This window comes from Treponema lecithinolyticum ATCC 700332, assembly GCA_000468055.1.
Taxonomy (GTDB): Bacteria; Spirochaetota; Spirochaetia; order Treponematales; family Treponemataceae; genus Treponema_C; species Treponema_C lecithinolyticum.
Genome location: KI260554.1, coordinates 205848 through 231946, shown reverse-complemented (window position 1 = coordinate 231946; position 26099 = coordinate 205848). Strand labels below are relative to the sequence as shown.

22 protein-coding genes and 1 tRNA gene are annotated in these 26099 nt (G+C 44.0%); 8 read left to right on the top strand and 15 right to left on the bottom strand.

The genetic code is table 11. The annotated features are described in order from the left end of the window. The first annotated feature begins 10 nt into the window (after nucleotides 1-10). From HMPREF9193_RS01685 to HMPREF9193_RS01670, 4 genes are all read left to right on the top strand, one after another. A complete protein-coding gene (locus HMPREF9193_RS01685) occupies nucleotides 11-982 on the top strand; it encodes a phosphatase PAP2 family protein (protein WP_169720444.1) in 972 nt (323 codons plus the stop codon). Further along, nucleotides 979-2400, top strand: coding sequence for a tRNA uridine-5-carboxymethylaminomethyl(34) synthesis GTPase MnmE (mnmE, locus tag HMPREF9193_RS01680; RefSeq protein ID WP_021686311.1), 1422 nt, complete (start codon nucleotides 979-981; stop codon nucleotides 2398-2400). The genes HMPREF9193_RS01685 and mnmE overlap by 4 nt, the downstream gene beginning before the upstream one ends. Before the next feature lie 150 nt (nucleotides 2401-2550). Further along, the gene (locus HMPREF9193_RS01675; protein ID WP_021686309.1) at nucleotides 2551-4446 is read left to right on the top strand and encodes a flavocytochrome c; all 1896 of its coding nucleotides are present in this window, start codon (nucleotides 2551-2553) and stop codon (nucleotides 4444-4446) included. Between the two features lie 11 nt (nucleotides 4447-4457). Beyond that, a complete protein-coding gene (locus tag HMPREF9193_RS01670) occupies nucleotides 4458-6386 on the top strand; it encodes a flavocytochrome c (protein WP_021686308.1) in 1929 nt (642 codons plus the stop codon). A 16-nt stretch (nucleotides 6387-6402) separates the two neighbouring features. On the opposite strand, the gene HMPREF9193_RS01665 is transcribed toward HMPREF9193_RS01670, so the two are convergent. Both HMPREF9193_RS01665 and HMPREF9193_RS01660 read right to left on the bottom strand, forming a co-directional pair. After that, nucleotides 6403-7440: a GNAT family N-acetyltransferase gene (locus HMPREF9193_RS01665; protein WP_021686307.1), complete on the bottom strand. Its 1038-nt coding sequence runs from the start codon at nucleotides 7438-7440 to the stop codon at nucleotides 6403-6405. A 12-nt stretch (nucleotides 7441-7452) separates the two neighbouring features. Beyond that, nucleotides 7453-9183 carry a glycoside hydrolase family 3 protein gene (locus HMPREF9193_RS01660; protein WP_051305976.1) on the bottom strand — a complete coding sequence of 577 codons (1731 nt, stop codon included), beginning with the start codon at nucleotides 9181-9183 and terminating at the stop codon, nucleotides 7453-7455. A gap of 73 nt (nucleotides 9184-9256) precedes the next feature. On the opposite strand from HMPREF9193_RS01660, the gene HMPREF9193_RS01655 reads away from it, so the two are divergent. Further along, nucleotides 9257-9328, top strand: a tRNA-Cys gene (locus tag HMPREF9193_RS01655). A gap of 54 nt (nucleotides 9329-9382) precedes the next feature. On the opposite strand, the gene HMPREF9193_RS01650 is transcribed toward HMPREF9193_RS01655, so the two are convergent. Continuing rightward, nucleotides 9383-9784 (bottom strand): cytidine deaminase, encoded by a 402-nt coding sequence (locus tag HMPREF9193_RS01650; RefSeq protein ID WP_021686305.1) that lies wholly within the window; start codon nucleotides 9782-9784, stop codon nucleotides 9383-9385. Nucleotides 9785-9862: 78 nt separating this feature from the next. Then, the gene (locus HMPREF9193_RS01645; RefSeq protein WP_040847310.1) at nucleotides 9863-11221 is read right to left on the bottom strand and encodes an ATP-dependent 6-phosphofructokinase; all 1359 of its coding nucleotides are present in this window, start codon (nucleotides 11219-11221) and stop codon (nucleotides 9863-9865) included. Between the two features lie 140 nt (nucleotides 11222-11361). Here HMPREF9193_RS01645 and HMPREF9193_RS01640 point away from each other — a divergent pair, with 140 nt between their 5' ends. The 3 genes from HMPREF9193_RS01640 to HMPREF9193_RS01630 all read left to right on the top strand — a co-directional run bounded on the left by HMPREF9193_RS01640 (nucleotide 11362) and on the right by HMPREF9193_RS01630 (nucleotide 14081). After that, nucleotides 11362-12447, top strand: a complete 1086-nt coding sequence (locus HMPREF9193_RS01640) for a 6-phosphofructokinase (protein ID WP_021686303.1) — start codon at nucleotides 11362-11364, stop codon at nucleotides 12445-12447. A gap of 40 nt (nucleotides 12448-12487) precedes the next feature. Further along, on the top strand, nucleotides 12488-13435 hold the full coding sequence (locus tag HMPREF9193_RS01635; protein WP_084604336.1) for an alpha-hydroxy-acid oxidizing protein: 948 nt from the start codon (nucleotides 12488-12490) through the stop codon (nucleotides 13433-13435). Between the two features lie 115 nt (nucleotides 13436-13550). Next, nucleotides 13551-14081 carry a hypothetical protein gene (locus tag HMPREF9193_RS01630; RefSeq protein WP_051305967.1) on the top strand — a complete coding sequence of 177 codons (531 nt, stop codon included), beginning with the start codon at nucleotides 13551-13553 and terminating at the stop codon, nucleotides 14079-14081. Here HMPREF9193_RS01630 and xylA read toward each other — a convergent pair. Genes xylA through HMPREF9193_RS01575 form a run of 11 tightly spaced genes read right to left on the bottom strand, consistent with a single transcriptional unit; the run spans nucleotide 14078 to nucleotide 26079 of the window. Next, a complete protein-coding gene (gene xylA, locus HMPREF9193_RS01625) occupies nucleotides 14078-15418 on the bottom strand; it encodes a xylose isomerase (protein ID WP_021686300.1) in 1341 nt (446 codons plus the stop codon). The two genes, HMPREF9193_RS01630 and xylA, sit on opposite strands and share 4 nt — an antisense overlap. Before the next feature lie 26 nt (nucleotides 15419-15444). After that, nucleotides 15445-16968 carry a xylulokinase gene (xylB, locus tag HMPREF9193_RS01620; protein WP_021686299.1) on the bottom strand — a complete coding sequence of 508 codons (1524 nt, stop codon included), beginning with the start codon at nucleotides 16966-16968 and terminating at the stop codon, nucleotides 15445-15447. 28 nt (nucleotides 16969-16996) lie between these two features. Further along, entirely contained in the window at nucleotides 16997-18232 is a 1236-nt protein-coding gene (locus HMPREF9193_RS01615; protein ID WP_021686298.1) for an alpha-L-fucosidase, read from the bottom strand. Between the two features lie 3 nt (nucleotides 18233-18235). Then, nucleotides 18236-18943: a FadR/GntR family transcriptional regulator gene (locus HMPREF9193_RS10655; RefSeq protein ID WP_021686297.1), complete on the bottom strand. Its 708-nt coding sequence runs from the start codon at nucleotides 18941-18943 to the stop codon at nucleotides 18236-18238. Nucleotides 18944-18964: 21 nt separating this feature from the next. Beyond that, nucleotides 18965-19807: a carbohydrate ABC transporter permease gene (locus HMPREF9193_RS01605; RefSeq protein ID WP_021686296.1), complete on the bottom strand. Its 843-nt coding sequence runs from the start codon at nucleotides 19805-19807 to the stop codon at nucleotides 18965-18967. Between the two features lie 2 nt (nucleotides 19808-19809). After that, nucleotides 19810-20799 carry a carbohydrate ABC transporter permease gene (locus tag HMPREF9193_RS01600; RefSeq protein WP_021686295.1) on the bottom strand — a complete coding sequence of 330 codons (990 nt, stop codon included), beginning with the start codon at nucleotides 20797-20799 and terminating at the stop codon, nucleotides 19810-19812. A gap of 60 nt (nucleotides 20800-20859) precedes the next feature. Further along, complete coding sequence (locus HMPREF9193_RS01595) at nucleotides 20860-22203, bottom strand: ABC transporter substrate-binding protein (RefSeq protein ID WP_021686294.1); 1344 nt, start codon at nucleotides 22201-22203, stop codon at nucleotides 20860-20862. Nucleotides 22204-22217: 14 nt separating this feature from the next. Beyond that, nucleotides 22218-23018 (bottom strand): PHP domain-containing protein, encoded by an 801-nt coding sequence (locus HMPREF9193_RS01590; protein ID WP_021686293.1) that lies wholly within the window; start codon nucleotides 23016-23018, stop codon nucleotides 22218-22220. Nucleotides 23019-23028: 10 nt separating this feature from the next. Beyond that, entirely contained in the window at nucleotides 23029-23856 is an 828-nt protein-coding gene (locus tag HMPREF9193_RS01585; RefSeq protein WP_021686292.1) for a carbohydrate ABC transporter permease, read from the bottom strand. Continuing rightward, the gene (locus HMPREF9193_RS10990) at nucleotides 23853-24740 is read right to left on the bottom strand and encodes a carbohydrate ABC transporter permease (RefSeq protein ID WP_040847212.1); all 888 of its coding nucleotides are present in this window, start codon (nucleotides 24738-24740) and stop codon (nucleotides 23853-23855) included. The genes HMPREF9193_RS01585 and HMPREF9193_RS10990 overlap by 4 nt, the downstream gene beginning before the upstream one ends. 22 nt (nucleotides 24741-24762) lie before the next feature. Beyond that, complete coding sequence (locus HMPREF9193_RS01575; protein WP_021686289.1) at nucleotides 24763-26079, bottom strand: ABC transporter substrate-binding protein; 1317 nt, start codon at nucleotides 26077-26079, stop codon at nucleotides 24763-24765. Between the last annotated feature and the right edge of the window lie 20 nt (nucleotides 26080-26099).

The following is a 26099-nucleotide window of genomic DNA, read 5'->3' as shown; positions in this document are numbered from 1 at the left end:
TGGAGAAAACATGTTTTCTTCCGTTGTATACGATTGGGGACTAAGCGTTATAAGGGCGGTTCAGTCGATAAGTTTCCCCCAGCTTACCGTGTTTATGAGACTTGTAGGCTTTATTACGGATAAGCCCATATACTTTGTAATGTTGCCCTTTGTCTTTTGGTGTGTAAACGAAAAGCACGGGCTATATTTAAGCACAACGCTTCTTTTTTCAACTTCGCTGAATGTTGCATTAAAAAATCTTTTTGCAGTGCCCCGCCCTTATTTTAAAGACCCCTCAGTTGCTTTAGCATATGACAGCGAATACTCAACCCCGTCGGGACACTCGCAAGCGGCGGCGGTTTTTTGGCCGCTGGTTTTTTCTTTTTTTTACCGAAAAAACACACGTGTACCTGCCGGATCCGGTAGCACAGGTACCGACACTCGGCGCAAGTGTTTTTCAGAACACGCAGTAAAGCTGTTTTTTGCCGTTTTTCCGCCGCTTGCAATAGGTTTTTCCCGCGTGTATTTGGGCGTTCATTACCCGAGCGATGTTTTTTTAGGTTTAATTTTGGGTTTTTTAATTTCAACCGGAGCTTTGCTGTTTATACCGCAGATAAAAAATATAGCAAAACGACTTCCCAAAATGTATAAAATTTTGCTTATCGCCCTTATAACGGCAGCTTTAAATGCGATTTCTTTGAGCGATCTTTCTATGTCCGCTTCTTTTTTCGGTTTTACTTGCGGCTATGTTTTATTAACCGAAAGCGGCGGCTTTTGCGCTTCCAAAGGAAGTTTTGCACAAAAAACCCTTCGCGCCCTAGTCGGCTTTGCCGTTCTTTTTGCCGTATATGCCGGCATAAAACTGCTGTTTTCTTCCGCCCCCGAAGAATACCGGCGCTTGCTCCGCTTTATCCGCTATGCAGCGTTCAGTTTTACCGGCACTTATGTAATACCAAAACTGTTTATTTTTTTTAAACTTGCCGAAAAAAAAGGTATCGTATGAATCGCTATGCCATCGACGAACCCATTGCAGCAATTGCTACCGCACTCGGACCTTCAGCTTTAGCCGCCATACGCACATCAGGAAAAGAGTGTATAGAGTTAACAAGCCGTCTTTTTTCGCGAAGCGAAGACCTCAAACAAGCATCCGGCGGTACACACATGCACGGATGGATCATAGACGCCGGTAAAAAAATAGACGAAGTGGTCGCCGCCGTTTACCGCGCGCCGAAAAGCTTTACCGGTGAAGATATGGTAGAGATTTTTTGCCACGGAGGAGTTGCCCCTGTAACAGCGATACACCGTTTGCTTTTAAAAAACGGTTTTCGTGAAGCGCTGCCGGGCGAGTTTACATTCCGCGCGTTTATAAACGGAAAAACCGATTTAACCAAAGCCGAAGCTGTACGAGAAATTATTGATTCCAAAACCGATGAAAGCAGAAGCCGCGCGTGCGCAAGGCTTTCAGGCACGCTGTATAACGAATTGGATGATATAAAAAAAATAATCCTCGGCGTACTCGCCGAACTCGAAGCCGACATTGAATACCCCGAAGATGAAAACGCCGTTACCGGAGTTTACGATATTTCACACTTGCAAGCGGCGCGGGACAAATTGCAGTCTTTGCTTTCAACATGGCAAAGCGAAAAACTGTACCGCGACGGCGTACGCATGGTATTGTATGGGCGCACAAACGCCGGAAAATCCAGTTTATTTAATATGTTTTTAAAAGAAGACAGAGCTATCGTTTCCGACATCCCCGGCACCACGCGCGACTGGCTTGAAAGCTGGATAACAGTGTGCGGTATTCCCATTCGCTTGTTCGACACAGCCGGGCTCAGACACAGCGACGACGTTGTAGAGCAAGCAGGCGTAGAGCGTTCAACCGATTTATCGCGCGAAGCCGATATAGTGCTGTATGTTGTCGACCGTTCATACGGGCTAATTGAAGAAGACATCCAAACGATGGAAAAATTACACGCCGACAAAGTGCCGTTTATACTCGTGTGGAATAAAGCGGATAAAACAAAATCAAACGAAAAAAATAAAAGCGTGAACGAATTCGAACAAGCGCTCAAGCTTTGCACAGCTCAAATACACGTCAGTGCCAAAACGGGAAAAGGCATTGCCCAATTAAACGAAACAATATATACGCTGCTTACCGAAAAAAACAAAACAGCCCCCCTCGCCTCATCCGCCGGTAAAACAAGAACAGGATTCGGTTCGCTTCGCCAAAAAATGGCAGCGGACGAAGCTTTGGAATCTTTAAACCATGCCCTGACAGTCCCTTCACTTCAGCTTTCTGCGGACGCAGTTGTTCAGGATTTGGAATTCGCTTTAAGTTCGCTCGGCGAAATAACCGGAGAAATAAAAGCGGACGACGTTTTGGAAAATATTTTTTCCCGTTTTTGTGTGGGAAAATAAATAAAACTGCCGGCGCAAAATGCAAGCATAGCACACGGTGCGAATACGGCGGCATAGTGCGTACACCTTCGATAGAGGCTTTAGAGAAAACGATAAAACTTCATTGACTTATACCCCATTTTGGCGTATGCTAGGGTGAGGAGTGTAGTTATGAAAAAGATTTTTTCAGCAGGTTTTGCGATTTTAGCGGCAGCCCTTATACTCATCGGCTGCGGTTCAAACGCAAAAAAAATGTCGTACACTGCCGGAACATACACGGCGACGGCACAGGGAATGAACGGGGAGGTAACCGTTTCCGTAACATTCGATAATTCATCGATAAAAAAAATAACAATCGATAAACATCAGGAAACGGTCGGTATATCGGATGCGGCAATTAAACAAATTCCCGAACAAATCATTAAAATGCAAAGCTTGGCTGTCGACACCGTCAGCGGAGCAAGCGTAACGTCAAAAGCCATTTTATCGGCGGTGTCTTCCGCAGTCGAACAAGCAGGCGGAGATGTCGATACGCTTAAAATGTCAAAAATGCAGGCAAAAGCCGGCAAAACAGTTCAAAAAACCGCCGATGTAATTGTTGTCGGCGGCGGCGGCGCGGGATTGTCTGCGGCAATAGCGGCTTGTCAAAACAATGCAAAAGTTATTTTAATAGAAAAAACCGCTCTTTTAGGCGGTAACACCATCCGTGCCGGCGGTCCGTACAATGCGGTAGACCCCGAACGTCAAGCAAACGTTCAGCCGGCTTCCGAAGCGGCAATGAAAAGTTTGGAACGCCTTTTAAAAGTAAGTCCCAAAAACGATTTACACAAAAAGTATCAAGATCAATTACAAAAAGAATTGGATGCATACAAAGCGCAAAAACCCAATCATTTATTCGACTGCCTCGCTTTACACATACTGCAAACCTATGACGGCGGCGATTATGCGGGTAAAATAGAATTTATCGAAAAAATGTGCAGCGAATCGCTGAACGCAGCCGAATGGCTGGAAAGCAACGGTCTTGTATGGCGCGACACTATCGTAACTGTACCCGGCGGTTTGTGGCCCCGCGCACACGTTCCGCAAAACGCGGCGGGTTCCGATTATATCAACACCAATAAAAAACTTGCCGAAAAAATGGGTGTTGAAATTATATTAAACTGCAAAGGCGAAAGCCTCATCAAAAAAGATGGCCGCATTACCGGCGTAAAAGCCGTACAAAGCAACGGAACACAAGTGATATTGAACGCAAAAAAAGCTGTTGTGCTCGCTTCCGGCGGATTTGCAGCAAGCAAAGAAATGCGCAAAAAATATAATTCGCTTTTAAACGAAAATTTGGGTACTACCAATAACCCCGCAAATACCGGTGACGGCATTACTATGGCGGAAAAAGTAAACGCAAACCTTATCGGCATGGAATACATTCAGTGCTTACCGCTGGGCAACCCCGAAACAGGCGGTTTAAATGGATGGATCGGCGGTATCGGCGTTGAATACTACTACCAAGTAAACAAAAGCGGCAAACGCTTTATGGCGGAAGACGGACGGCGCGATGTTATGACTAAAGCATTGCTTGAGCAGCCCGGCTCTTTTAGCTATGTTATCGCCGACAGCCATGTTACTTTTAAAGACGGTAAAAACTTGTGGGGCGACGATGTTGAAAAACTGGTAGCGGATAAAAAGATTTTCCGTGCGGATACTATTGAAGATTTGGCAAAACAAATCGGCATAGACCCTGCGGTTTTAAAACAAACAAACGATGCGTTTAATAAAGCAGTTGAAGCGGGAAAAGACAACGAATTCGGACGCAGTTTATTCGGTCAAAAAATGGACAAAGCTCCGTTTTACGCTTCGCCGAGAATGCCGACCGTACACCATACTATGGGCGGTATAGAAATCAATTTGGATACGCAAGTTTTGGATAAAAACGGCAACGTTATTCCCGGACTGTACGCAGCAGGCGAAGTTACCGGCGGTATCCACGGTAAAAACCGCTTGGGCGGAAACGCTTTGGTCGACATCCACGTATTCGGAAGAATCGCAGGAACAAACGCCGCTAAAAATTAAGGGTATAAACGATGATTAAACTCAAAAAAACGGCAGCATTTATGCAACACAACGGCAAAGTGCCGCTGTCCGCTGCGCGCATACTATACAAAACATTTATGCTCGGCTGTGCTATGCTGTTTTTATCTTGCAACGCACACAAAGTACAAGACGGTACCTATACATCTTCGGCAAACGGACACAACGGACCGATAGAAGTTACGGTTGAATTTTCCAAAGGCGCTATTAAAAATGTAGATATCGTTTCTCATTTTGAATCGGTCGGTGTACAAAGCGTTTTAAATGTCGTTCCCGAACGGATTGTAAAAAACCAATCCGTAGCGGTCGACACGGTTTCCGGTGCAACTTTTGCCGGAAGAGCGGTTATCCGCGCAGTTGAACAGTGCATAAAAGATGCCGGCGGAAAACCCGACAGTTGGAAAAAAGCGGTTAAGTCGGAAAAACCGTCGGCATCGGAATACGAAGCCGACGTAATTGTAATCGGTGCGGGAGGAGCGGGATTAAGCGCTGCTCTTTCGGCTCATCAAAACGGCGCAAAAGTAATCGTTTTGGAAAAACTGGGCTTTCCCGGCGGAAGCACTATTTTTTCGGCAGGTGCTTTTAATGCGGCAGACCCGGTCCGTGCAAAAACAAAGCAAATGAGCGCGGCAAATATGCAAACCGTTGAAAACTTACTAAAAAAAGAACCTTTCGACGAATATGAAGCATCGCTGCAAAAAGCTGTCCGTGCACAATTCGGCGAACACCGGCAAAAAGGATATTCATGGCTGTTTGACAGCCCCGAATTCCACGCGCTGCAAACGTACAACGGCGGCGACTACAAAGGAAATCCCGCATTAATCGACATTTTAGCCCAAAAAGCTCCCGAAGCGGTTGAATGGACAGCTTCCAACGGAGCTTCGTTTAGAGATACGCTGGGAATGGCAACCGGCGCATTGTGGCAGCGCAGCCATTACGGAACAAAAGAATTTCCGAACGGCAGCACCGTTATTTACCCGGCAGTAAAATACATACAAAACAACGACGGTATAGACCTTCATTTAAATACGCAAGCGCTGGAATTGGTAAAAAATGACGGTAAAGTTACCGGCGTAAAAGCAAAAATGAACGGTTACAGCGTTATGTATAAAGCCGGCAAAGCGGTTATTATTGCAACAGGCGGATTCGGAGCAAACGTCGATATGCGCCAAAAATACAACTCGCAGTGGGCGGATTTAGGCAAAAAAATCGGCTGTTCAAATCAAAGCCGTGCGGCTCAAGGCGAAGGTATCATTATGGGTGAAAAAGCCGGAGCACAGTTAATCGATATGGGCTTTATTCAACTGCACCCCAACGGCGAAGTCGGAACGGGAATGATGATGGGTCAACCGCACACTTCGGGATTAAACAGAATTTTTGTAAACAACAACGGAGAACGCTTTGTTGCCGAAGACGCGCGGCGCGACGTACTGGTTAATGCCATTTATGCACAACCCGACGGTACTATGTGGATTGTCGCAGATGCAAACCGCTATCCGGAAAGAGATTCTTCTATCGCTAATTTTGTAACGCTGGGAAAAACTTTAAAAGCTTCCAATGTTGCAGAACTGGCGGCTTTGATGAAAGTGCCGGCAGACAAATTGCAGCAATCGATTGACGAATACAACCGCATTGTAGACGGAGAAAACGACCGCTTAGGCTTAAAAACATACGGAAAAAAACTCGGTGTTGCACCGTTTTATGCTGCAAAGCGGGTACCCACAGTGCACCACACTATGGGCGGCTTAAAAATCGACACACAAGCACGCGTTTTAGACAAAGACAACAATGCGATACCGGGATTGTATGCGGCAGGTGAAGTTACCGGCGGCATTCACGGTGCAAACCGGCTCGGCGGCAATGCCATAGCCGATATAACCGTATTCGGAAGAATCGCAGGAACAAACGCCGCTAAAGAATAAAACGCAGACGGCGTTTTTAACAGTATACTATACGGTATAAACCGTATGCGCGAAAGCCGCAGTTTTTATATAAAACTGCGGCTTTTTTATTAGCTCGGCGAACAAAAAGCACCGGGTTTATACTGCAACTTTTTAGTTCGCGGCACAGCGTATGCAGCAAAAAAGAAGCGCATCCTTGCTTACGCGCATCGGGAAGCGTATACACGCCGCCCACTTGCGCATAATAAAAACCGGCCGCTTGTGCTGCCGCCATAGAAACAAACCTACCGTTTTCGTTTTTTACGGCAAAAACAAGTTTTGTGCGCAATTTATTGGCTAAAAGCAAACGTGTTTTGTGCTCATCCAAGGCTATCCACGGCGGCAGCACTTCTTCGCTGCAGTACGCGCACTCCAGTGCGTACAACGCAGCCGTATCCTTTACGCTGCAGCGCTGTACGGTACAGCCTTTCGGTAAAGACGGTTCAGCGCCGGAAGATTTTATTTTTTTTAATTGCCGAAACCTTTTGAACAAAAACTGGGCAAACGGCGCTGCACCGACTGTTTTTTTTAAGCTCGTTTTATCTTCGTCGAATGCCATAAGAATACAGTTCCGGATTTGTCGCGGTTTTGCTTTTAAAACCCTTTTTAAACACCGTTCCAAAAAAAGAGAGCCGGCGCTTTCTCCGGTCATTCCAGAGATTTTATAACGTGTAAACAGCTTTTGCAGTTCACACATAGCTTCTTTTTTTATTTTTTTATCGCCGGCACAGCGCACACAGTGGTACAACATTCCGCCCGGCGAAATATACAGCACACCGTCAAGGGACCTTGTTTTTTCAGGTTTAGTTTTAACTTCGGTTTTGGTGCGGCGGCTCGGGTATGTTTGTTTTTCAAAAGGCATGCGGCTCTTAAGCACAAAAGTATTGCCGTTTTCGGGTATCGAACGGACAAAAAACGCAGCTAGTGCCGTACAGTATTTTTCGTGTAATATTAAAAAACGTCGGATATCGGCAAAATCTTTTTGTGCCGCCTGCAACAATGTAACAGCAGGCAGGCGCCGGCAAAACGCTTTCATCACGTTTGCACTTTACCGTAACGCGCCGCCTTTCGGCAAGCGTACATTTAAGGGAAGCAAGCCTTGCGGCGTGTAATCGCCTGCAAGCGCGGCAAACGCGGCACGGAACGAATAGCGCGAATAACTGTAGGCAAGCACAATGCTATCCGCCCAATCAAAGTCAAATACGTGCACCGGTTCAAGCGCAGAAACGACAATAACGCGTTTGCCGCTTTGCGCAAGGTATTTTGCAACGCGGCGGGACGCTTCGTTTGCCACACACACGATAACCGTATCGTAATTTTTTGCATATTGTGCAAGCTGCGCGCCCTTTTGTCGTATATTTGCACTGTCAAGATTATAACCGAAAAAGAAAAAGCGTGCATTTTTATAACGCTGTGCACCTTCATCAAAAAATTCTTGAAATTGTCCTGCAAGTAAAATCTTTTGCAACAGCGCTTGTTCGCTTGTAAACGGAAAATCTCCGGCTTTGTACAGCGTTACGGCGCGGGCGGCTTGCGAAGTAAAAAAAGATTCCGCTTCAGGATCGGGAACACAAAGCTCAATTGCGCCGATGTCCGGCAAAAGGGGAACGGGATTTTCTCCTTTAAAATATTTTAATTTAGACAGCACTACCCGTTCGGCGGCATTGCGCACAATTTCTTTAAAATCGCTGTCGGTTTTCATACGCTTTATATTGTTATGCCACAAAGGTTCATCCCACTGCGCTGTAGTGGAAGAAATAATAATATCGTTTCCCGCCTCAGCCGCCAATGCTACCGCCGATGAAACAGCGCCGGTATAAGAGGTCGCTCCGTTCATCATCATATCGTCGGTTATAATTAAACCTTCGTAGCCCAGTTTGTTCCGTAAAATATCGGTTAAAAAAAACCGGGAAAGAGATGCCGGCTGTCCTTTGGAAATAATGCGCGGAAAACTCAAATGACCCGACATAACCGCAGGTATTTTTTCCCGTATTAAATATTCAAATGGTATCAATTCGCGCTGCAAAAGCGTATCCCAATCCGCATCGATTATCGGCAGTTTTCCGTGCGAATCGGCTTCCGTATCTCCGTGCCCGGGAAAATGTTTTGCCGTGGGAATAACACCTGCCGCCATAGAGCCTGCTGCAAACGAAGCGCCCATAACGCCGCTGAAGTTCGGATCATAACCGAAAGAGCGGCTTCCGATAACGCTGGAATCAAGATTTGTGTACAAATCAACTGTCGGTGCAAAATTCATATTTATGCCCAATGCGCGCAATTCTTTTGCAATATAATAACCGCTGTACCATGCATCCGAGGGGTAACCCGAAGCTCCTATCGCTAAATTGCCGGGCGTATCGCTTGTTTTTCCTTTAACATGGCGTATTAAACCGCCTTCTTGGTCTGTTGCAACATACAAGGGTATGCTAAAGCGTCCCTTTTGAGCTTTTTTTTGAAGCAGTGTAACGGACTTTGCAACCAGCACAATATCGTCGGTATTCCAGCCGAACACTTTAACGCTTCCCAATTCACGCTCGGTTACCCATTGAATTAAAAGGGGCGAAGGCTCTTGTCCTGCCCAGCCGAACATTAAAATTTGGGCAAACAATTCTTCATCCGTCATGCGCCGGCAAATTTCGGAAGCTAAAATATCGTTGGGGTAATCGCTCCAAAAGGTAATTTTTTCGTCCGCAGGTATCGGCGAAAGCGCTTGCAGCACAACTGTGTAAAATAATAAAACAAGGGTTCCTATACGTCGAACAAATATGCCGCTTTCCATCTTTGCCATTATACAAAAAAGCACTGTTTAAGACTAGACAAAAAAAAGTACAATCGATATACTATTTGCTATCGGCGCCATACCCAAGCGGTAAGGGAGCGGTCTGCAAAACCGCCATGCATCAGTTCGATTCTGATTGGCGCCTTATTAAAGAGGTTGGAAACGTGCAGTTTTCAACCTCTTTTTTTTGTTTACATATTTACATATCGTCGGCGCTAAATGCAAAGGGCAATAAATGCACGCTGTTCGTTTTTTCAATTTTACCTTTTAGATTTGCCAATAAAACAGTTAAGCTTTTTCCGCCCAACTCGGCAATTACTTGCCGGCATGCACCGCAGGGAGAAATAACGTCGTCCGTATCTCCGATAACCGCAAGCCGTGTAAAATCACCGGGCGCATAGCCGTCTGCTAAAGCTGCAAAAAAAGCGGTCCGTTCGGCGCAGTTCGTTAAACCGTACGAAGCGTTTTCTATATTGCAGCCAAGATAAATCTTTCCGTCTTTTGTTTCCAATGCGGCGCCGACTTTAAAACGGGAATACGGCACATAGGCTCTTTCGCGCGCAATGCGCGCTTGCCCAATAAGTTCGGTTTCAGTTAACATTACCAACCTCCGGCAAACAAACGATTTTCGGGAACTGCAGCATCGTGCCCGTTTTTAGTGTTCCGTTATGCTCTCTTTTTAGTTTGCGCTTCCCAACAACACTTCTTTATTTTTAAGCATAAGCACCGGCTGTCCGGTTGCATCGATAACGTCGCGCCACAAAGAACCTTCGGGGTTTACCGTGTTTCTGCGGCTGGTTACCAAGCGAATCGGTAAATGAACGTATTTATTGTGTACCAAGCCGATAACCAATTTAGTATTTCCTGCCATAGCTGCATGCACGGCGTTGTTTCCCAAACGCTCGCAATAAATCGAATCGGTTGCAGTTGTTCTCGAAGAGCGGATTTGATAACTGGGGTCAATGTATTTTAAGTTTATAGGGATTTTTTTTGCCGCAAAATACGATGTTATTTTATCCTTTAAAAATACGCCGATATCGCCCAGTTTTTTATTTCCCGACGCATCGTGCTCTCCGCTTGTTTTAAGGAGCTCTTGACCGGCACCTTCGGCTACAATGACAACCGCGTGGCGGCGCTTGTGTATGCGCTGCTCAAGGGCATCCAAAAAACCTCCCTCACCTTCCAAGTCAAAGGGAACTTCGGGAATAAGACAAAAGTTTGCTTCGTGGCTTGCAAGCGCAGTGGATGCTGCAATAAAGCCGGCTTCGCGTCCCATAAGTTTTATAAGACCTATGCCGTTTATTTGCGAATGCGCTTCCATGTGAGCGGCGGCAACGGTTTGTGTTGCTTGCTCTACCGCCGTATCAAAACCGAAAGATTTTTGAATAAAAATAAAATCGTTATCGACCGTTTTGGGCACGCCTACCACGGCAACTTTTAAACCGCGTTTTTCTATTTCGTTTGCAATTTCCAAAGAGCCGCGCTGAGTGCCGTCGCCGCCGATAATAAAAAGCATATTCATATTCAGCGCTTCAACCGCATCAACGATTTCGCCTACGCGGTTACCGCCGCCGCGGCTGGTTCCTAAAAAAGAACCGCCCGATTTGTGAATATCGTCTACAATATCCGGGTTTAAATCAACAGTTCCGTAATCGCCGTCGGAAAAAAAACCCTGAAAGCCGAAGCGCACACCCCGTATACGTTTAACGCCGTAGCGGTTCCACAAACAACGCACTACCGCACGGATAACGTCATTCAGCCCCGGACACAATCCTCCGCACGTAAGAATCCCGGCGTTTACGTGGTTCGGATTAAAATAAATATATTCGCGCGGCCCTGCTTTTTGAATTAAATTATTGTTATAAGCTTCGGCTTGTTTTTTCAATACATCGTCGTAAATGTCCACATTGTAACGGACAAATTCATCGTCCTGCACATAATTTGCAATAAAGTCGCCGTGCACTTTTGAAAGCGTAATGGGAGAGGGGATTTTACATTGTCCCAACCTATCGATAGAAAAATCAAATAAACCTTCCATATTCTGCAAAACTCCTGTTTTGCTATGGTAGTGCGTATCGAAAAAAAAAGCAACAGTACGCATACAACCTGCCGTACCCCTGCGGCAACACTTTGCAGCAGCCCCCTTTACACGCAAAGCTCTTGTGTTATAATAAAAACGTGAAACCAAGCGCAGTAAAAACATTTGGCATTTTAACGTCGGGAGGGGATGCTCCCGGATTAAACGCTGCCATCAGAGGGGTTGCTAAAACCGCCATCGAAAACTACGGGATGAAAGTTATCGGCATTCAAGACGGTTACCGCGGACTCATAAACGGTAATTTTAGAGAACTGCAGCCGGACGATTTTTCCGGAATTTTAACCAAAGGCGGTACCATTTTAGGCACTTCACGCGAAAAACCTTTTAAAAATCCCGTACAAGATCCCGTTTCCGGCTTTACTGCGGTGGAAAGCATAAAACGCAATTACGCAAAACTGGGACTTGACGCGTTAGTCGTTTTGGGCGGCAACGGAACAAATACAACCGGCTCTCTTTTATACGAAGAGGGCTTAAACGTTATAGGACTTCCCAAAACCATAGACAACGACCTTGCGCATACCGATGTTACGTTCGGTTTTCACACTGCCGTTACGGTTGCAACGGAAGCTATAGACCGCTTGCACACTACCGCACACAGCCATAACCGCATTATGATTATCGAAGTGATGGGACACAAAGCCGGTTGGCTCGCTCTGTATGCAGGAGTTGCCGGAGGCGGAGACGTTATCCTTATTCCCGAAATTCCGTATCACATAGAAGCGGTTGCCGAACATTTGCAAAAACGAAAAGAACAAGGCAAAGCTTTTTCCATCGTTGTTGTTGCAGAGGGGGCCTTATCCGAAAATGAGGCGGCGTTGGATAAAAAAGCTTTTAAACAAGCGCGCCGTGCTATGCCCTATTCCATTGCCTACCGCATAGCAGGAGAATTGGAACAGGCAACGGGTTTGGAATCACGCGTAACCGTGCTTGGCTACTTACAGCGCGGCGGCACACCTTCGCCTTACGACAGAATTTTAGCAACTCAATTCGGCGTTGAAGCCGCTCACATGATGGCGCGCGGCGAATTCGGTAAAATGGTATGCTTGGTAAACGGCAAAACCTCATCCGTTGCACTAAAAAAAGTTGCCGGCAAAATAAAAAATGTACCGTTAAACGACAGCGTGCTTTTGTGCGGAAAAGACGCCGGTACATGCTTCGGCGAATAAAAACCTTTACAGAAAAACGGTTTTTTCCGATAATAACATTATGTGCACACATTCGTTCAAATGCCGTTTTTGCGCTCAATGTGACGGCTTCGGCTGCACCGGAGAACTTCCCGGCATGGGCGGATTTTCCAACAACATCAATTTTCAGCTAAACTGCGCCGCGTGGGACAATTTAAATACAAACGGCCCCTTTGCCTTATCCGATGCACCGCTGCCGTCGGTGCGCCTCGCTCCCATAACCGGAGCCGTCGAAAACATCGGATACACAACCGAACAAAGTTTTTATTTTGATATGATAGAAGCCGCCGACAAAGCCGGCGTTAAACTTTCGATCGGCGACGGCTATCCCGATATTAAATTACAATCGGGAATCCGCGCCGTGCAAAAACGGCAGCTGACCAACCCGATGGCGCAAGCTGCAGTGTTTATTAAACCCTACCCCAATGAGCGCATATTCGAACGGCTTGAATGGAGCTATTCGGTTGCCGAAATAATAGGCATCGACATCGATTCATACAACATTCTTACTATGCGACGCCTTGTTCAGTTGGAAAAAAAGACGGCGGCAAAACTTATTGAACTAAAACGCAGAGTTCACATTCCCTTTGCACTAAAAGGTATCTTTACGGCGCAAGACGTCGATTTGGTAAAACAAGTAAAGCCCGATATCGTTGTTATCTCAAACCACGGCGGCAGGGTCGAAAACCGCATAGGAAGCACGGCGGAATTTTTAGCCGAATACGGTGTAGTGCTGAAAAATCAATGTAAAGAACTGTGGGTTGACGGGGGCATACGCAAATTGCGCGACATACAAGCCGCTGGCGCATGGGGAGTTGCACAAGTTATGGTCGGAAGACCCTTTATAACTGCTTTGTGCAGCGCAGGGGCAAAGGGAGTGGAAAGCGCCGTCAAAAATCTGTATTCGCCGCACGAAGGCTCTCAAACGCTCCCTTTAAGCGCTGACAGCGCCGCCTTTCTTACCGTTTAGTCTGTTTTTTTCAACAGCATATAATCGGCTGCATACAATAGCTACAATCGGCTATACCCCTATACCCTTGACAAAACCGGCATAAAAAGGCAGTCTTAACATATGGGGGGATTGTTTGCACATACTTAACGCTGAAACCGCACGCGCAATGGAACAGCTTTCACGTCACGGCGAAAATGATATAAAAAAGGCGGCCGCCGTTATAGCGGATGTATTTTCCTGCACCGCTTTGTTTTCGCTGCTTTCAGGTACCGCATCCGAACAACGCAATCAAGCCGAAAAAAAACTTATTACCAGCTTTTACAATAATTTAACTTTATTGGTACAAAAAACATGGGTTGAAAAATCCGACGAAACTTTAAAAGAACAAATACTGTTTCAGCTGAACGGCGTATGTGCCGCATTGGAAAAAGCCGAATATGCGCATGTATACGAAAACTTTATGCGCCTTTTGCACGACACAGTATATCTTTTATTCGGTCAGCAATCAAAAAAAGAAGATTTTGCCGAATATGCCATGCGCATAGACCCTGATTTCGGTGTGTTTTGGCAATTTTTACAAAATGTTCCCGCAAAAACGCCGAAGCACGAAAGCGCCGGCAGGCTGTACATCCTGCTCGGCATGTGCTTTTTAGCGAATTATTAAAAACCGGAAAAAATCACTTCGTTCAAAATATTTTCGTATAATTCCTGACGTCCGGACTGTACGCTTAATTGATCGTAGGGTTTTGCAAGAGACGCCAGTTTTTCAAAATCCATGCGGCCTTGAGCAAATTCCAAACCGTCGCCTTTTTCAAACGAAGCGTAACGTTCTTTAAGCAAAGAAGCAAAGCGTCCGTCCTGTATGAGTGCTGCCGCTTTTTCAAGACCAAGAGCAAACATATCCATGCCGCCGATATGGGCTATAAACAAATCTTGCGGGGCAGTTGAATTGCGCCGTCTTTTTGCATCAAAGTTTAAGCCGCCCGTTTTAAAGCCGCCCATACGCAGCACGGCACTCATAGCCAAAGTTGTTTCGTACACACTGTTCGGGAATTGATCGGTATCCCAGCCGTTGCGGCTGTCGCCCCGGTTTGCGTCTATGGAACCGAGCATTCCCCGATCGACACACACGCTTAATTCGTGGTAAAAATCGTGTCCTGCAAGCTCTGCGTGATTTGCTTCTATGTTCAGTTTAAAATCTTTTTCCAAGCCGTAAGCTTGTAAAAATCCCATCACGGTTTCGGCATCAAAATCGTATTGATGTTTAGTGGGTTCCATAGGTTTGGGTTCTATGTAAAAACAGCCGGTAAATCCTTGTTTCCGTGCGTAATCGCGCGCAGCGATTAAAAAGCGTGCCAAATGTTCTTTTTCGGCTTTCATGTCAGTATTTAAAAGCGACATATAACCTTCGCGGCCGCCCCAAAAGGTATAACCTTGACCGCCCAATTTAATGGTGGCATCTATTGCGCATTTAACTTGAGCCGCAGCTTCTGCAACGATTTCAAACTGAGGGTTCGTAGCAGCCCCGTTCATATAGCGCGGATTGCTGAATACGTTTGCCGTTCCCCACAACAACTTTACGCCGGTTTCTTTTTGCCGCTCTTTTAAACCGTCGGTAATTTTAATTAAATTATTTTCGCTTTCAATAGGAGTGTTTCCCTCCGGACTGATGTCTCTATCGTGCCAGCAATAGTACGGAGCGCCGATTTTGGTAATAAATTCAAAAGCCGCGTCCGCTTTGTTTTCAGCGTTTGTCATCGGATCTGAACAGCAGTTCCATGGGAATTTGACAGTTCCCGCGCCGAACGGATCTTCTCCTGACGCGCAAAAAGAATGCCAGTACGCGATAGCAAAACGCAAGTGCTCTTTCATGGTTTTTCCTAAAATCACTTTGTTTTCATCGTAATATTTAAAAGCCAAAGGATTTTTGGATTTTGCACCTTCAAATTCAATTTTTCCTATGCCGGGAAAGTATTCTTTGGATCCCTTAAAAAAAGACATAAAAACTCCTTATTTTCTTATGTTATCTATACATACAGCGGCACTACCGTTTGCAAAAGCTCACAATATGCCGCATACGAGCGCTCGTAGGCTTGAACATTTTTTTTATCGGGAACGACCGCTTCCGCTTCGTGTAACATCACATGATCGGCGCACAGTTTTTTAAGCTGTGCTTGCGTGCCGCCTTTAAGGCACCACAGCGCTTGTATTGCAGCTCCGAGCGCAGCCGCTTCGGTTTGCACCGGTATTTTTATCGGTACGTTTAAAACATCGGCTGCAATCCTGCGCCACAGCGGGCTTTTGGCTCCGCCGCCGATAAGACGGATTTCTTTGGGTTTAAAACCCATGGCTTTAAACGCATTTAATCCGCCTTTCATTGCAAAAACGGCGCTTTCCATTGCAGCGCGGCATATATTTTCCCTTTGCGCGTTTGCCGCCGTTAACCCGCTTATACTTGCTTTTCCGTTGGGTAAATTGGGAGTCCGCTCGCCGTTAAAAAACGGCAGCACGATAACGCCGGCACTGCCTGCCGGAGCTTGCGAAGCAAGCTTATCGAATTCTTTTACTTCCAAAGCGAACAAAGAGCGGATGCGTTCGGTTGCAACGGTACAATTCATTGTGCACAAAAGCGGAAGCCAACCTCCGGTAGACGAACAAAAACCGGATATGCCGTTTTTAGGATCGGCAATACTTTTATCCGAATACCCGTACAGCGTTCCGGAAGTTCCGAGGCTCATCGTTAAAAAGCCGTCGTTTACGCATCCGGTACCGACTGCGCCCATCATATTATCGCCGCCGCCTGAAGCAACGGGAATACCTTCCGGAAGACCGAACTCGGCTGCAGCTTTGTGCGACACGTGCCCTGCACAGCTGTCCGCTTCAATAAGCGGCGGCAAAAGCGCTAACAGATTTTCATCTATAACGGAACACATCTTTTTAGACCATTTTCTTTGCACCGGATCAAGCAGCGCCGTTCCGGATGCATCCCCGTACTCCATAACGTAGTTTCCGGTCAGCACATAATTGATATAATCGTGCGGAAGCATAATATACTGCAGTTTTTTCCATGCTTCGCTTTTGTGCCGTTTAAGCCATAAGATTTTAGGAGCGGTAAAACCGGGAAGCATTAAATTACCGCACAAAGCGATAACTTTATCTTGCGAACCGCAGCTTTCGGTAATAAGGCGGCACTCTTCGGCGGTTGACGTATCATTCCACAGTTTTACGTTGTATAAGGACTTGCCGTTTTTATCGAGTGCAACAAACCCGTGCTGTTGACCGGATACCCCGAGCGCGCATATTGCCGAGCGTAAAGAACTCGGTATATCGTTAAAACATTTTTTGAGCGCTTGATCGTACCATTGTGTTTTTTGTTCGCGCGTTCCATCTTCGGCGCATATTAAATCCAAAGCGCACGAAGTTTGTGCAGCTATTTTTTTGTTTTCATAATCGTATAAAACAACTTTTAAACTTTGCGTACCTAAATCAATACCGGCAGTCAGTTTCATAGTTAAAGTATGCGGCGTTTTTTTTCTTTTTGCAATACCCATAATTGATTTTCCCTATTAAAAATTGATATCACGTTTTTATGGGTTCAAATTCCAGCTTATCGCCTTCCACTTCAACACAAATAACGCGGTCTATGTCTTTGCCGTCGTGCTCGCTCAATTTTATAAGCCAACTGCTGTCGCCTTCGCATGTACAGCGTTCAATAATTTTTAAAGGCGTTTTATCTTTGAGCATATACGCTTTAAGCGGTTTGTTGTGAATGTTCAGCAAATAAATCTTTTGTGAATCGTCGAATACGTGAATAAAGAGTTTTCCCGGCTTGAAAGTAAAATAGCCCCAATCGATATCGTACGGATACGGCGGAATTTTAACGGTGCCGTAAATACTGTCGCCGTTGTCTGCAAGAAATTTACCGACTTCTTTTAAAACGCTTATACACTCTTGCGGAACCGAACCGTCTGCACGGGGGCCGATGTTCAGCAAATAATTTCCGCCTCGCGCAACGATTTTAACCAACCGTTTGATAAGAACCTTTGGATCCGCCCATTTTGTGTCGAATTTATTATAGCCCCATGTCGAATTGACGGTTGCAGGCACTTCAAAAAAGTAATCGTGCGGAAGCAGCGGAATAAAATTATCGCCGGTCGTTACGTAATCGCCCAAGCCGTTGCCTATTCTGCCGCTGATCATGCAATCCGGTTGAATATTGCGGACAAAGTCGCGCAGTTCTTTCGATTGCGATTCGGTCATATACATGGGTGTATCGAACCACAACAGTTTTATCGGCGCATAATTTGTTAAAAGCTCTTTTATTTGCACAAGGCATTTATTTTTAAAGTAGCGTTCGAAATCTTTTCCTTCGCCATTTTCGCCGTCTTCGCATGCGTCCGGATCGTGCCAATCCTGTGCTTGCGAATAATAGAGGCCGAACGCAAGACCGTATTTGTCGCACGCCGTTTTCAGTTCGCGCACGGCATCTTTTTTTAAATGCGTGCGGCGGACTATATTGTAATCGTCAACCTGAGAATCGTACATAGCGAAACCGTCGTGGTGTTTGCTCGTAAACACCACATACTTCATGCCGCAATCTTTTGCAAGGCGCACGATTTTATCCGCATCGAAATTTTCTGCGGTAAAAGAAGCGGCGAATTTTTCGTATTCGGAAACGGGAATGTGCAAATCGTGCATAATCCATTCTGCAATATTGTCCGTTTTTTTGCCTTTGTATTCGCCTGCCGGAACGGCATACAGCCCCCAGTGAATAAACATACCGAACTTGGCATCCTGCCACCATTTTTGTATCATAACTTACCCTTTTACCTTTGAGCCGAGTACTTTTAAATCATAATTATAAATATATGTATGCGCGGCAAGCGCAAGTGCAAGGTTTCTTTCTTTGCAAGCGTATGCGATATCAAGGTGATACGGAACGGTCAGTATCCACTGCGCATGCGGATTTGCATATATACATTGATAATAATCTAAAGCGTCTATAAGATTTAATAACAGCTGCTTTAATGTTTTTGAACCCGCACAATCGTATAATTTTGAATGAAACTCTCTATCCGTTTCTATAGAATAGTCGCCCTTTTTTGCCAAAACCGTCATGTTTTTTGCTTTTTGTATGAGCTCATTAAACATTTCGTCGGTACCGTTATCGATAGCTTTTTTTATCGCCAACTTTTCCAAATCGGTTTTGATTTCAAGTATATCGGTAAAATTAACTTCAAAGAGCCGAACATCAATGTTTGCTTTGCCGTTTTCAAAATGTGTTGTTTTTAAAAACGAGCCTTTTCCGATATGACGGGCAATTATGTTTTTATTTTCCAAAGATAAAAATGCGTTGCGTATGGAATTTCGTCCTACTTTAAGCTTTAAAGAAAGTTCCCGTTCAGACGGAATTTTATCTCCGGCTTTTAAATGATTTTTTACAATATAAGTTAAAATTTCGTCTTCAACTTTATCGGGTAACAAGTTTTTTTCAATAGGCTGTATTTTGACGGATGAGTGGCGCACACGTTTCCTCTTATTTTTTCTCTACTCTTTTACCGCACCGGCGGTTAAACCTTCAACAACGAATTTTTGCATAGCGGCAAACATAATCGCTGTAGGTAATAAGGCTAAAACGCCGCCTGCCATTAACACGCCCCACTTAACATCATATTTCCCTATTAATGATTTTAACCCGATGGGAATTGTCCAGTAATTGGGCGTATTTATAAAAATGGTTCCTGCAATCAATTCGTTCCATGCGCCTATAAAAGCAAATACAAACACAGCGACAATACCGGGGAACATAACCGGCAAAACGATTTTTCGCAGTGTTTGCAATTTTGTACAACCGTCTACGGTAGCCGCTTCTTCCAGCGTATACGGAATACGTTCAAAAAAACTTCGCATCGTAATTGCGCAAAAAGGCAGATTTGAAACAAGGTAAAAAAGAAAAAGACTTAAACGCGTGTTGACTAAATTTATTTTTGAAAAAATAACGTACAGCGGAATAATTACCAAAATGCCCGGAATCATTTGGGTTACGAGAAAAAACAATAAAAACAGTGTTTTTGTTTTAAATTGATAACGGGCAAGGGCGTAGCCGCCGAAAATCGAAAGCATTGTTATGCAAAAAGCCGAAGACAGCGACACCGTTACACTGTTTTTCAGCATATTGCCGTAATCGTACATCGAAAACAGTTGATTATAATTTTCCGAAGTAAATTTTTGAGGGAAGTAGGTAAGCTCTTGCGTATTGATTATTTCCGCATTGCCTTTGAGCGACGTTACAACCATCCAATAAATAGGAAAAAGTACAAAAATTAAATACAAGCATAAAACGATAAATCTTCCGCTTTTTAAGGCTGTTTTTGTTACTTGATAATTCATACTTAAAAATCTCCGGCGCTGTTATATTTTGTTGCCTTCAAAAAGAACGTTACATAAACGACTAAAATTACCATAAGGATAACGCCAAGCGCGGACGCCAAACCGAAATCGTAAGCCGCAAACGCTTTTGTGTACATGTACGAGGGTAATGTTTGTGAATAGTTTGCCGGTCCTCCGTTGGTAATAATTACAATCATATCGAACGAATTGAAAATCCAAATGGTCCGCAATAAAATTGTGATTATTATAGTCGGCTTTATATACGGCAAAATAATTTGGAAAAAACGTCTTGCAGCCGAACATCCGTCCAAATAGGAAGCTTCATAAATATCATAGGGAATGGACTGTAGCGATGCCAATATCATAATTGCAAAAAAAGGAACACCCATCCAAATCATCGCAAGCGTAACGACGAGTAGCGACAACCCCGGCGTTCCCAGCCATGCTATCCTTTCGGGAATTATGCCGATTTTAAGTAACAAATCGTTTACCACGCCGTATTCTCCGTTAAACGACCAGCGGTACATTAAACCGATAACAAATGCCGAAAACGCCCAAGGCAAAAAAACAATCGACTGGTATAAACCCCTGCCCTTAAACGGTTTTTTTAATGCAAACGCCAAGCCCATGCCGAGTAAAAATTGTCCGGTTACCGAACAGATAACATAAATAAATGAATTTTTGATTATAAGACCAATGTCGGAATCCGAAAACAAATTTTTAAAATTGGCAAATGTATTAAAATATATTTTATTCGGCTGTGTAAGCTTATAATTTTGAAACGCCATTATCAGCGTTCGTATTAAAGGATAGCCGAACATAATCAATAAAAGAATAAAAGTGGGCATAAGAAAAGCAAAGGGTTCCAGTTTTTTTGCCGTTCCTATGCAAAATATTTTTTTGCCGGAGGCACCGACGGAATTATTGATTACAAGTATTCCGCCGATACAAAGCAGTGTAAAAAAAGCTAAAAAGCTTATCAAGATAACCATACTTTATTCCATCTTGCGCTGCGAGGGAGGGACAAAAATCCCTCCCTCATGCGATTTTAGTCAGTTTAGCCCTTTGGGTTTTTCCACTTTTGCGCCGGAATTTTCTTTTAAATACGCTTTCATTCTGCGTTCAAGCTCGTTGCTGACATTTTTTAAAGATGTTTCGGCACTTTGTTTACCCAACAAATATTTTTGGATTTCTTCGTGCATAGCGCCTTGGTGTAAATCGGTTAACGAAAACGGTCCGAAAGCACAGGGAACAACCATATCTTTGTCGTTTAACTGTTGAACAAAGGCCGCATAGGGTCCGTTCGGGCCGTAGTACGGATCGTTACCGACGGCTTTTTTGATGGGAATAAGACCGGTCAGTTTGCAGTAATTGATGTTGTTGTCCGGACGGGTAAGAAATTCGATTAGGCGCCATGCGTCTTTTTTGTGTTTTGAATTTGAAGCAATGGAGTACGCATACGGAGAGTTTACCGTGTTGTAGATTTTTCCGTCTTTGTCGCTTTTAGGCATAGGCATAACCATCCATTGATCCGGTTTTAAAGAAGCAATACACGAAGGAGCTACTTCCGAATCGTTAATAAGCGTTCCCGTTAAACCGCCGCAAAAGTTATCCACCATTTCTACAAAGCCCCAGTTTATTGCATCTTTCGGCGCGCAGCCGTCCAAATAAGACGAACACCATTTTTTATAAGCTTCTATGCATTCAGGGCTGTCGAACAACGCTTCTCCGTCATCGGCATAAGCGCGCCCTCCGGTAAAGCTTTCAAGGTATACAAACAAAGGGTCGAATGCACCGCGCGCTCCGCGGTAAGAAGTGCCGTAGCGCTTTTTTGCCGGATTGTTTAGTTTTTTTACGGTTTCAAAAAAATCGTTGTACGTCCAGCCTTTTTTCGGGTCCAAATTCAAACCGGCTTCTTTTGCCCAGTCTTTCCGTACAAAAACGCCCTTTACCATCATGCCGTCGGGGACGGTGTAAATATCGCGGTACAGCTCTTTTTCCGCTTTCCACACCAGTTTTGTTACCGTGTCGGCATATTCGCCGGAAGTATTGCCGATGTACGGCGCCAAAGGTTCAAGCCAGCCGGCTTCGGTAAATTGGCCGAGCCAGCCTGCCCACGTGGTAAGTATATCGGGCAAGTCTTTTGAAGCGCCCAATACGGTCAATTTGTTTGCCGCATCGTCCCACGGAACGCTTTCGTACACAACCGAAATGCCGGTTTCGTCTTTAAACTGTGCAAAAGCTTTTGTATAATATTCTTGCCGCGCCGGACCGGGATTAACGTCAAGGAAACGCAATTGCACGGAAGCTTTGTCCGCTCCGTCTTTGCCGCCTGCAGCAAAACTCATACTGTAAATCAAAGTAAAACAAAGCAGTGTTACCCATACCTTTTTCATAAAAAACCTCCTTATTAAAATTCACCGCACTGTAAAAAGCGTGTGATATTTCCCTGTATTATACGGTCGTTTTCACCGTGAATTTGTACCGGTGTGTGAATTTTTGTATCTTCATGCCAAACCATATTCTCCGGTTGCGCATGTACTTTAAATGGTTTACGATTTAATATGGCATTGACATAATCGTGAATATCACGCAGAGGCTTTTCAAATACAACACCTGAAAGTTTTTTAAATTGCATGGTGTCTGCACAGTGATTGTCCGAGCCGCCTGTAATCGGAAGTCCCAGCATTTGTGCATATCTTACAGCAAGTCCATTGCATTCCGGACTATTGGCAGAATTCACACCTTCAACCGCATCTACACAACGAGTAGATAGATGGATGGTCTTAATATAATCTCGTTCTCGGAAAGGATGAGCTTGAACTACACACCCCCCTGCAAGGTGAACTTGTCGGTATTGTTCTAGGCGGGTCCATTTTTCCATTTCCGGGTGCTCCGCCATCCATTTTTCATCTATTCCGTAAATCAGAAACTCGTCGCCGTCATAATATTCTTCCCACCCAAAAAAAACGGGAAAGTTTAGTTTATAACCGGCTTCTTTTGCATCTTCATAACCTTGGCAAAATAAGTGAACGCGTTGTTCCCAAGGCAAGTTTTTACTGATTCCGCAATTTCCGCGAAAAAAATGATCGGTAATTATAATCCCGGAAAATCCGGCGTCTATATATTTTTGAATATAATCTTTTCCCGGTGATTTTCCGCATGCACTTGCCTGAGATGTATGCATGTGCGTTTCATAAATATAAGGCATTTATATCTCCCTAGCCCTTTACAGCTCCCGACAGTGTACCAGAAAGGATTTGTCTTTGTCCAACAATAAAAACCACTATTGAAGGAATAAGTACAATAACGATACCTGCCATAATCATATTATACGATGCGGCTTCTCTATCGTAAAGCATCCCTACACCTATTTGTACTGTTCTCATACTGGTTTTGTTTGTTACCAAAAGGGGCCATAGGTAAGCGTTCCATGCTTTTATAAATGTGTAAATACAAATTGCTCCAATGGACCCCTTCGACATGGGCAGCAGCATTGTAAATAAATATCTGAAGTTGCTGCATCCTTCAATTCTGGCCGCTTCATACAATGCCGTAGGTATTTGCATAAACGCTTGTCGCATAAAGAAGATTGACATTGCCGAAGCAAGATTAGGCAGTATCATAGCCAGATATGTGTCATATAATCTCATGTCGCCGATTGTTAAATAATTGCTGATAACTAATGACTCCGCCGGGATCATCATGGTTGTCAGAAATGCCATAAAAATGATTTGTTTGGTTTTAAATTTAAAATGCGAGAAAGAAAACGCGGCCATACTCGCCAGAGTAATTTGTCCGATCATTACCGAAGAAGCCATAACAAAGCTGTTAAATAAATATCGAAACAAAGGCGCTGTTTTAAGCGCTTGCCGATAGCTTGTTAATAAAAAACTGGAGGGAATTAGTGTCGGAGGTCTTTTAAAAATTTCCGGTGTGGTCATGAAACTTACACTCATTGCATAAAAAATAGGGCATAAAATAATAAGTATCATAAAAGTCTTTAGTGCAAGCACAACCAACCGTTCCAATCGAAAAACAGATTTCATTGGTAAAACACTCCTTTTTTCTCCGTACGAAATTGAATAATGGAAATTACTAATAAAATAAGCAGGAAAACGATGGATTGTGCCGAAGCATATCCCCAACGGTTGTTTAAAAATGCTTCTTTGTAGATAGAATACGATAAGACGGAGGTTTTATTTGCGGGGCCTCCCAGAGTCATCAATTTTACCTGGGTAAATGTTTGGAAGGCTCCGATCGTATTAACTATTAACAAAAAAAACAACGTAGGGGACATGCTGGGTAATGTGATATACCATAGCGTCTGAAAGTAATTTGCACCTTCAATGCATGAATATTCATATAGACTGGATGGGATAGCTTGAAGACCTGAATACGCATAAATGAAATTCATTCCCATTGTCAGCCACCAGGTCGCAACTGTCACCATAAGCAATGCTAAGTTTCCGTTAGCGAGCCAGTCTATGCTTTTTCCCAGAACCCAGTTGACCAGCCCTGTGGTAGGATTGAAGAGCAATAACCAAATAATCGATGCGCAGGCAGATGAAACTGCCATTGGAAAAGCAAATATGGTGCGTGTTATATTAGTTTTTCTTTTGGAATCTGTTGCCAGTAAGCCTAAAAATACGCCGGTAATTATTTGTGCAGGGACAATCATCACCGCAAATCTTATTGTTAAAAAAAGACTGTTCCAAAATGCGCCGGCAGAAAATAAATTTACGAAATTCTTTAATCCGCAGAACGACACAACCCTTCCCATAGAATTTACAACAGAAACACTCATTCTGATTGTTCGTACTAATGGGTAATATATAAATATACCGAAGATTACCGACACAGGCAAAAGATACGTATAAGGCTCCAGTCTTTGCAATATTTGCCCTCGATAACGCTTTTTATTACGCTCCATACAGCTTTTCCTTTGCTTTTGCCTATTTGTTTGCTATGTTATATTCGGCTATCAAAATATCAATATCGTGAGCAGATTTATCGATGCATTCTTTTGCGCTGATTTCTCCCAACAGCATTTCTTCAAAATAGTTTTTGTATGTCGAACGCCCTTCCGTAAAAACACCGTAAATTGCTCCTTTTCCCATGTTTTTGGATTCTCTCATTATATCTCGCACTGTCACATATTGAGGATATTTTTGCAGGTTCTTTTTAACGGAATCCAAGTCATACACGGACTTTGTTACCGAATAATAACCGGTATTTAAACATAATATTGATTGTGCATCGACGGAAATCAAGTATTTAATAAATTCGGCAATGGAGTCCAGTTTTTTATCCGTATATTTATTATTATCGATTACGTATAAAGAAGCGCCTCCCAGCGTCACTCCCCCGTTTGCAGCTCCTTTATTCAATGTAGGCAAAGCACATACGGCAAGTTCAAACTTATTACTTGTTACATCGATATAATCCCGCAATGAACTGGAAGAATCCAAGATAATCGGAGCCATTCCGGAAAAGAATACGGTACGACAATCCGAAGATGAAAATCCGGTGTTCGAAGCGTAGTTGTTTTTATACAAATACAGCCACTTTTCTGCAATTTGATAAGATAAATTATTTTTTGCAAACACAGTACGGGTTGCAGCTCCGCTTCGCCCGTTATTTTGGTCCACTAAATTTACACCTTGTTGAAGTAACATTAATTCAAACCACCACATATTCGTTGAGAGTGCAATTCCCCATTTCGACATGTTTTTTTGTTGTACCGTTTGCGAAATTGTGATGATGTCATCCCACGATTTCGGGCCGTCTTTATATCCTAATTGGGATAGGATTGTTTTGTTATAGTAACAGATGGGAACGGATGTATTCATGGGTATCGAATACAGCTGATTATTTATCGTATAATATGCGAGGATGTTTTCTTCCAGATTTGATACATCAATTTTATATTTGTTGATAATACTCTGCATGGGCAGCACAAATCCGCTGTCTACCATAAAACGCGTGCCGGCTTCATAAATTTGTACCATGTCCGGTCCGGATTTTGTGCGCATGGACGCTTTTAATTTGTTAAGGGATTCTTCATACGACCCTTGGTATTGTGCATCTACATAGATACGATCTTGAGATGTATTAAATTGGTCTACGATCATTTGTAAAGCTTTGGCTGCGTTGCCGCTAAAACTATGCCAAAGCGTAAGTTCCGTCTTGCCTGACTCTTTCCCTCCAGCAGCAAAAACCATACCAAAAACTAAAGCAAGACAAACTTTCAATAAAAACGTCTTTTTCATACAATTCTCCTTTTCGTTTA